At 45.5% G+C, this 6,370-nt stretch carries 6 protein-coding genes; 1 reads left to right on the forward strand and 5 read right to left on the reverse strand.

Going from position 1 to position 6,370, the window contains the following annotated elements; genetic code table 11:
* The first annotated feature begins 102 nt into the window (after positions 1-102).
* Positions 103-642, forward strand: a complete 540-nt coding sequence (locus ACTXGO_RS08240) for a DUF924 family protein (protein WP_443541503.1) — start codon at positions 103-105, stop codon at positions 640-642.
* A gap of 3 nt (positions 643-645) precedes the next feature.
* Here ACTXGO_RS08240 and ACTXGO_RS08245 read toward each other — a convergent pair whose 3' ends face one another.
* From ACTXGO_RS08245 to dnaE, 5 genes are all read right to left on the reverse strand, one after another.
* Positions 646-1,125 carry a PACE efflux transporter gene (locus tag ACTXGO_RS08245; RefSeq protein ID WP_435950903.1) on the reverse strand — a complete coding sequence of 160 codons (480 nt, stop codon included), beginning with the start codon at positions 1,123-1,125 and terminating at the stop codon, positions 646-648.
* 55 nt (positions 1,126-1,180) lie between these two features.
* Positions 1,181-2,080, reverse strand: coding sequence for a serine O-acetyltransferase (gene cysE, locus ACTXGO_RS08250; protein ID WP_435950904.1), 900 nt, complete (start codon positions 2,078-2,080; stop codon positions 1,181-1,183).
* 137 nt (positions 2,081-2,217) lie between these two features.
* Positions 2,218-3,159 carry an RNA methyltransferase gene (locus tag ACTXGO_RS08255; RefSeq protein WP_443574008.1) on the reverse strand — a complete coding sequence of 314 codons (942 nt, stop codon included), beginning with the start codon at positions 3,157-3,159 and terminating at the stop codon, positions 2,218-2,220.
* Positions 3,159-3,554 carry an Hpt domain-containing protein gene (locus tag ACTXGO_RS08260; protein WP_443541501.1) on the reverse strand — a complete coding sequence of 132 codons (396 nt, stop codon included), beginning with the start codon at positions 3,552-3,554 and terminating at the stop codon, positions 3,159-3,161. The genes ACTXGO_RS08255 and ACTXGO_RS08260 overlap by 1 nt, the downstream gene beginning before the upstream one ends.
* A 68-nt stretch (positions 3,555-3,622) precedes the next feature.
* Positions 3,623-6,370 (reverse strand): DNA polymerase III subunit alpha (gene dnaE / locus ACTXGO_RS08265; RefSeq protein ID WP_443574010.1); only part of this gene is annotated, 2,748 nt, incomplete at its 5' end.

The raw sequence follows: 6,370 nt of genomic DNA on the forward strand, positions 1-6,370 counted from the left end.
AAAGGTCTTGTTCCTATTCAGTAATAGTCTAAAAATATAAGAACGATATATAGAAGTTAAGATCACCTAAAGTCAGAGTGATATCGATTAAAGGCGTCATTAATGTATCAGGAGATATTAGAGTTTTGTTTTAAAAAGGTGGGCAGCCAAAAGTTTTTTGAAAAGGATGTCGCTTTTGATAAGCAGCTGACTAAACGTTTCTCTGCTGTGCTTGAGCAAGCTTTGGCGGCAGAGTTTTATGAGTGGCGCAGTAGTATCGAGGGCAGGCTGTGCGAAATTATTATTTTAGATCAATTCTCACGCAATATTTACCGAGGTACGCCCCAAGCCTTCGCGCAAGATGCGATGGCGCTGGCCTTAGCGCAAGAGGCAGTAGCCGCTGGGATATTAGATAAGCTCACTCAGGTAGACGCTAGAAAGTTTGTGCTAATGCCCTATATGCATAGCGAATCAAAACTCATTCACAAGCAGGCTGAGCCGTTATTTGCAGAATATACCAATCAGCAGACGCTAGAGTCTGAGATAAAACACAAAGTCATCATCGATAGATTCAATCGCTACCCGCATCGCAATAAAATCTTAAATCGTATCTCAACTTTGCAGGAAATAGAATTTTTAAAGCAGCCAAACTCTTCTTTTTGAGATTTAGCGCTCAGTGAGAGTAGCAGTTTGATGTGGTAGGGCAAAAATAGTGTCAAAGGCTAGGGTAAATAAAAAGGTATAAACCAAAAAGGCAAGGGTCAGCGATATCTCCATAGTCAACGCCATCCAAATGCCAACCCCGTACCAGATCATATAAAGAGGCAAACAGACCACAGTCAAACCGCCCTCAAAGCCGATAGCGTGAATACTACGAATCAAAAAAGTGCGTTTTTGAATATGCTTGCGCCGCTCCCAATACTCAAACAGCGTATTATAAATATAGTTCCAAACGACAGCAGTACTGGCAATAATAATAGCGAGGATAAGAGACTGCTGGGTATCACTGCCGCTAAGTACCACTAGAATAAAGGTCGTTAGCATGACCGCAAATATCTCAAACAATGTCACATAGAGTACTCGGCGCTTAATAGGACTTAAAGTAATCAAGACAAGCTCCAGCAAACGCTCAGGCTGATGGCTCAAGCTTATTGATCATACTATCTTTTTAAGCAGTCAGTGACTTCTAGAGCAGCTTAAGTTACTTGTGCTTATCATTATCGATGACATCTATATCATCTTGACCAATAACGTCCAAATCCTTTAGGCACAATCTATCGTATTCCTTTTTACAAAAGCTTGGGTCTATCTTGCACATAGCGTCTTGCAATTGATCTAGGCGAGTCTCAGACTGCTGAATGTGTTCGAGCATTTTTGCAAAGGCTTCAGCCACTGGGTCTTGCGAATAGGGATCGATGCCGTAGGCTTGAAAAGTAGTCGTACGTGCTGTACTTTGTTTTTGATTGGACTCTTTTGTACCCGCTTTGGCAGCTTTTTCTTGTTGCTTAGCATCATTAACTTTGGTCGCAATCGGGTTGCCTTTTTCGTCATGATAATCAGAGATCATGCGTGCCGCGTTACCGACCATCGTCGCGTTTTCTGGTACAGGTTTGACAACTACAGCATTTGAGCCGATCTTGGCATTTTTGCCAACGGTAAAGGGTCCTAATACTTTAGCGCCCGCGCCGACCGTCACGCCGTCCTCTAAAGTCGGATGACGCTTGCCATCGTTCCATGAGACCCCGCCCAAAGTGACGCCGTGATATAAGGTAACATCATCTCCAATCTCAGCGGTCTCGCCGATCACAACGCCTACGCCATGATCGATAAAAAAGCGTCTGCCGATTTTGGCGGCAGGATGAATCTCAATACCCGTAATAATGCGCGAGCCATAAGAGATGGTGCGCGCGGCAAGTTTATGGTCACGCTCCCACAAGTAATGAGCGCTACGATGTAAAATAAGCGCGTGAATACCAGGGTAGGTCAATATCACCTCTAGGCTATTGCGCGCTGCAGGGTCTCGGGTGAATACGGCCTCAATGTCTTCTTTTAATTCTTTTTTGACACAAGATAAGGATTTAAATAAGGTTGTGAATGACATAAGGCATCCTTTTTTATCGAATAATAGATGGCGACAATAACAGTAGCAAAATAATACACAAGCTAATGATAAAGTTATAACAGCTTTGGGATTCAAAACCTAGTCATCAGCTTTAAAATAAAAACAAATGATACAAGCTACTCTTTAGCAAGCTTGGCGATGAGTGCACTGAGCAATTGATATTCTTTTTGATCAAGCTGCAACCGCGCGCCGAGCCGCGACAGCCTCAGCGGTAGCGATCTTAGATGCTCACTATTAGCAAGGCCGCGATCGACCATCAAAGTAGTGATACGATCGGTGAGCTGCTGTAACTGCTGCTGACTAATAGCAGGCTCATCCCACTGTTGACGCAGATAAATATCTAGCATCGGATGAGCGTCGTTTTGCTCGTTACTATTGGCAGCACCACTGAGGCTAGCAGTATCACTAAGGCTATCAGGTGTCTTTGATTTATCCTGAAGATGATTTCGTGCGTAAGCATAAATAAAACTAGCAATAACTTGTACGGCTGATGCGACGTTTAGCACAGGGTAGGCGGGATTGGCGTCAATTTGGATATGATAATCTGCGTGCGCCAGCTCTTCATTGGTCAAGCCGCGGTCTTCACGACCAAATAGTATAGCGATATTAGGCTTATTTTTGGCAGTGACAGGGTTAGAGATTTTGGAATCTAGGCTTTGGTCATCAGGAGTGACCAAGGACTGCTGATCAATAAAATGAAAGATGATCTTGGCCGCTTGGGTTGGCGTGACTACGGGGCGCGGCAAGTGGCGGCTACGGCTGCTGGCAGCAAATACTAGCTGACAATCCGCTATAGCCGATTCAAGCGTTGGGGCAATGCGTGCTGATGATAATATCTTATGGCCACCTGCTGCGTGCGATACACTGGTATCATCTACTGGCAGTTTAGGGTCGACCACGCTAAGACGCGATAGTCCCATAGTATGCATGGCGCGCGCCGCTGACCCTATATTGGCAGGCAAGGTGGTGTTGACCATGACCACCTGCACGCAATCAAGATAGTCATTTATACTAAAGGGAGAAAGTTCTGCTGTTGTGGCTAAAGCGTCGTGAGCCATTAAATCTCCAGTCGTTTGTTTATTTCAAGTTCTGCACGATTTAACGCCACTGATAGAGCCTCAATTCGTTCGGCTTGCTCACTAATACGCCGAGCCCGGCAGGCTTCTTGCAGCTGACTACTCAAAGTAACCAGCTGCGTGGTTCCCAAATTTGCACTAGCGCCCTTTAACGCGTGAGCAACCTCAAAACCGTTAGCATTATCATCTGCTTGCAGCGCGGTACGTAGTGCATCTATACGCACTCTACAATCGGTAAAATATACTTGCACCAAATCGGCAAAGTCTTCTTCTAATAAGTCGCGCATGTCTTCAAATTGTTCGTGATCGATAATCTCTTCGTTAAGACAATCGCTGACATTATCATCTTGAGTTGCTAGATTTGATAGGTCATCCATGATTGAGTATCCAGTAAATTTAAAACCTGTAGTATAATCTAAACGATAAAAGTTGACTATAAAAACCGTTAGCTAAAATGAAAATGTAAGCTGTCTTCGTTTATCATGCTCTTTAGTTGCTGTAGATTGTCATCGTTAGGATAGACGCGCCAATGCTCAGATAGGCCCACGTTGGCAATCCCATAGATATCATAGACGCTCAGACCAAGTGGTAAACAGTTGTCATTAATTGAGTCATCAGTATTACTCAAATTGGCATAGTTTAAGCTATTTTGATCAGTAGAATCTGGACTCATGCCCAGCTCAAGCGCCATTAAGTCATTACCGTTCTCATCATATAAACTACCATTCATAGCCGGATCATGGTGGTTGCCATCGTTTTGATCCTCATCATAGGATAAGCGCGGCGCTGGAATAATATCCGCTTGCGCCGCTTTGAGTAACGGCTGCAAACGGTTTAGCAAGGTGACATCGCTACCATGAACTTTGATACTAATCTTTTTCATCCAGCGCAGGCGAGCATCGACGATACTCATGGCATTATCAAGACGGGCGAACAGGCGACCTTCACGCTCACGAATACTGCCTTTGATAATGACGACTTCATCAATCTTTAATTGCTCTTTGACGCGATTAAAGCGCTCGGCATAACAGCTAACCTCAAGCCTTGAGGTGCCATCATCTAAGGTGATGACATGGCGATTACCAAAATTTGCCATATCTATTATCAGACCAGCAAAATAGCAGCTGCCGTTATAACCGGTATCAGTCAATGTATTGAGCCTTGTGCCTGAAGTGTAGCGTTTTAGCTCCTCTAGGTACTCATTAATAGGATGACCTGTCAGATACAGACCTAAGGTGTTTTTTTCCGCTTTTAGTCGGTGTTTGTCGCCCCAAATGAGATCAGGCGTCATTTTGAGCGCAGGCGTAGCAACCACGCCGTCCATCTCACCAAACAAGTCCATCATGCCAAGTTCATTGTTTTGGCGGTCTTGCTCAGCCGCTTGTACCGCGCTTGGCAACTGACTCATCAGTGCCCCGCGAATCTCATAAGCCTCATCGCTAGCTAAATCTGGTCGTAAAGTAGCCGCAAAATCATCGAAACAACCTGCGCTGACTAAAGCCTCTAAAGTGCGTTTATTGACTTTTTTGATATCAACGCGGCGACAAAAGTCATAGAGGTCTTTAAACGGGCCATCCGCACGGCGCGCGTTAACAATAGACTCAACTGCGCCTTCGCCGACGCCTTTGATTGCGCCAAGACCATAGATGATATTGGTCGGTGTATCGGCGACAAAATGCCACGCGCTACGATTGACCGAAGGATTGACCACTGTTAAACCAAAATTCTCACGGCAATCATTAATAAAGAACACGACGTTGTCGGTGTTGTTCATGTCGGATGTGAGTACCGCTGCCATAAATTCGGCAGGGTAGTACTGCTTAAGGTAAGCGGTCTGATAGGCGAGCACTCCATAAGCGGCAGAGTGCGAGCGGTTAAAGCCGTAACCGGCAAACTTCTCCATCAAATCAAAGACGCCGCCTGAGGTGACCTCATCAATGCCTTGATCGGTGGCACCGGTGACAAAAATATCACGCTGCTTGGCCATCTCTTCAGGTTTTTTCTTACCCATAGCACGGCGTAACATATCGGCGCCGCCCAAACTATAACCTGCCATGACCTGTGATATCTGCATGACTTGTTCTTGATAGACGATAACGCCATTGGTGTTCTCAAGTATCGGCTCAAGATTGGGATGATCGTAGATGACTTCCTCGCGCCCGTGCTTACGATCGATATACATCTCTACCATGCCTGCATCTAGCGGCCCTGGACGATACAGCGCACACATGGCGATGACGTCTTCGATGTTGGTTGGTTGCAGTTTGGCAAGGTATTTTTTCATACCCATACTCTCTAACTGAAACACCGCTGTGGTTTTGGCGTCTTGCAATAGCTTATAGGCTTTTACGTCATCTAACGGTAAGTCCTCTAGTATAATCTCATCGAGGCCCTCGCGAACACGGCGTTGATTGATGTTTTTGACCGCGGCATCGATAACGGTTAGGTTACGCAAGCCCAAGAAGTCAAACTTGACTAGACCGACATCCTCGACATCGTCTTTGTCAAATTGACTCACCCGCGAGCCATCATCGTCGCAGTATATGGCGCTAAAGTCGGTGATTTTATTGGGGGCAATTAATACCCCGCCTGCGTGTTTGCCAACATTTCGGCACACGCCTTCTAACTTAATTGCCATCTCCCAAATCTCGATAGCGTCCTCAAAATCCATATTGTTAGGATTAGAGATGAGATCTTTGAGCTGCGGCTCTTGCTCTAGCGCTTGACTTAGCGTAATACCTGGTGTTTTGGGTATCAGTTTTGATATTTTGTTGGCCAAAAAGTACGACTTACTCTGTACGCGCGCCACATCTCGTACCACAGCTTTGGCAGCCATCGTACCAAAGGTGATAATCTGCGAGACCGCTTCACGGCCATAAGTCTGCGCCACATAATCAATGACCCGATCGCGACCTTCGATACAAAAATCAATATCAAAATCAGGCATCGAGACCCGCTCTGGGTTCAAAAAGCGCTCGAACAATAGATCATAATGGATAGGGTCAAGGTCGGTGATATTTAGCGCATAAGCGACTAGTGAGCCTGCACCTGATCCGCGGCCTGGTCCAACAGGGACGCCATTGGCTTTGGCCCAGCGAATAAAGTCCATAACGATTAAGAAGTAGCCTGGGAATCCCATTGACAAAATAACATCTAGCTCATATACCAAGCGCTCATCGTATTTTTGACGAAT

The sequence above is a fragment of the Psychrobacter sp. T6-1 genome, assembly GCF_052258445.1.

What these genes read in the sequence shown, in the direction of transcription:
- ACTXGO_RS08260 (WP_443541501.1), bottom strand. Translation starts at nt 3,554, where the DNA reads ATGGATGACCTATCAAATCTAGCAACTCAAGATGATAATGTCAGCGAT.
- cysE (WP_435950904.1), bottom strand. Translation starts at nt 2,080, where the DNA reads ATGTCATTCACAACCTTATTTAAATCCTTATCTTGTGTCAAAAAAGAA.
- ACTXGO_RS08240 (WP_443541503.1), top strand. Translation starts at nt 103, where the DNA reads ATGTATCAGGAGATATTAGAGTTTTGTTTTAAAAAGGTGGGCAGCCAA.
- ACTXGO_RS08255 (WP_443574008.1), bottom strand. Translation starts at nt 3,159, where the DNA reads ATGGCTCACGACGCTTTAGCCACAACAGCAGAACTTTCTCCCTTTAGT.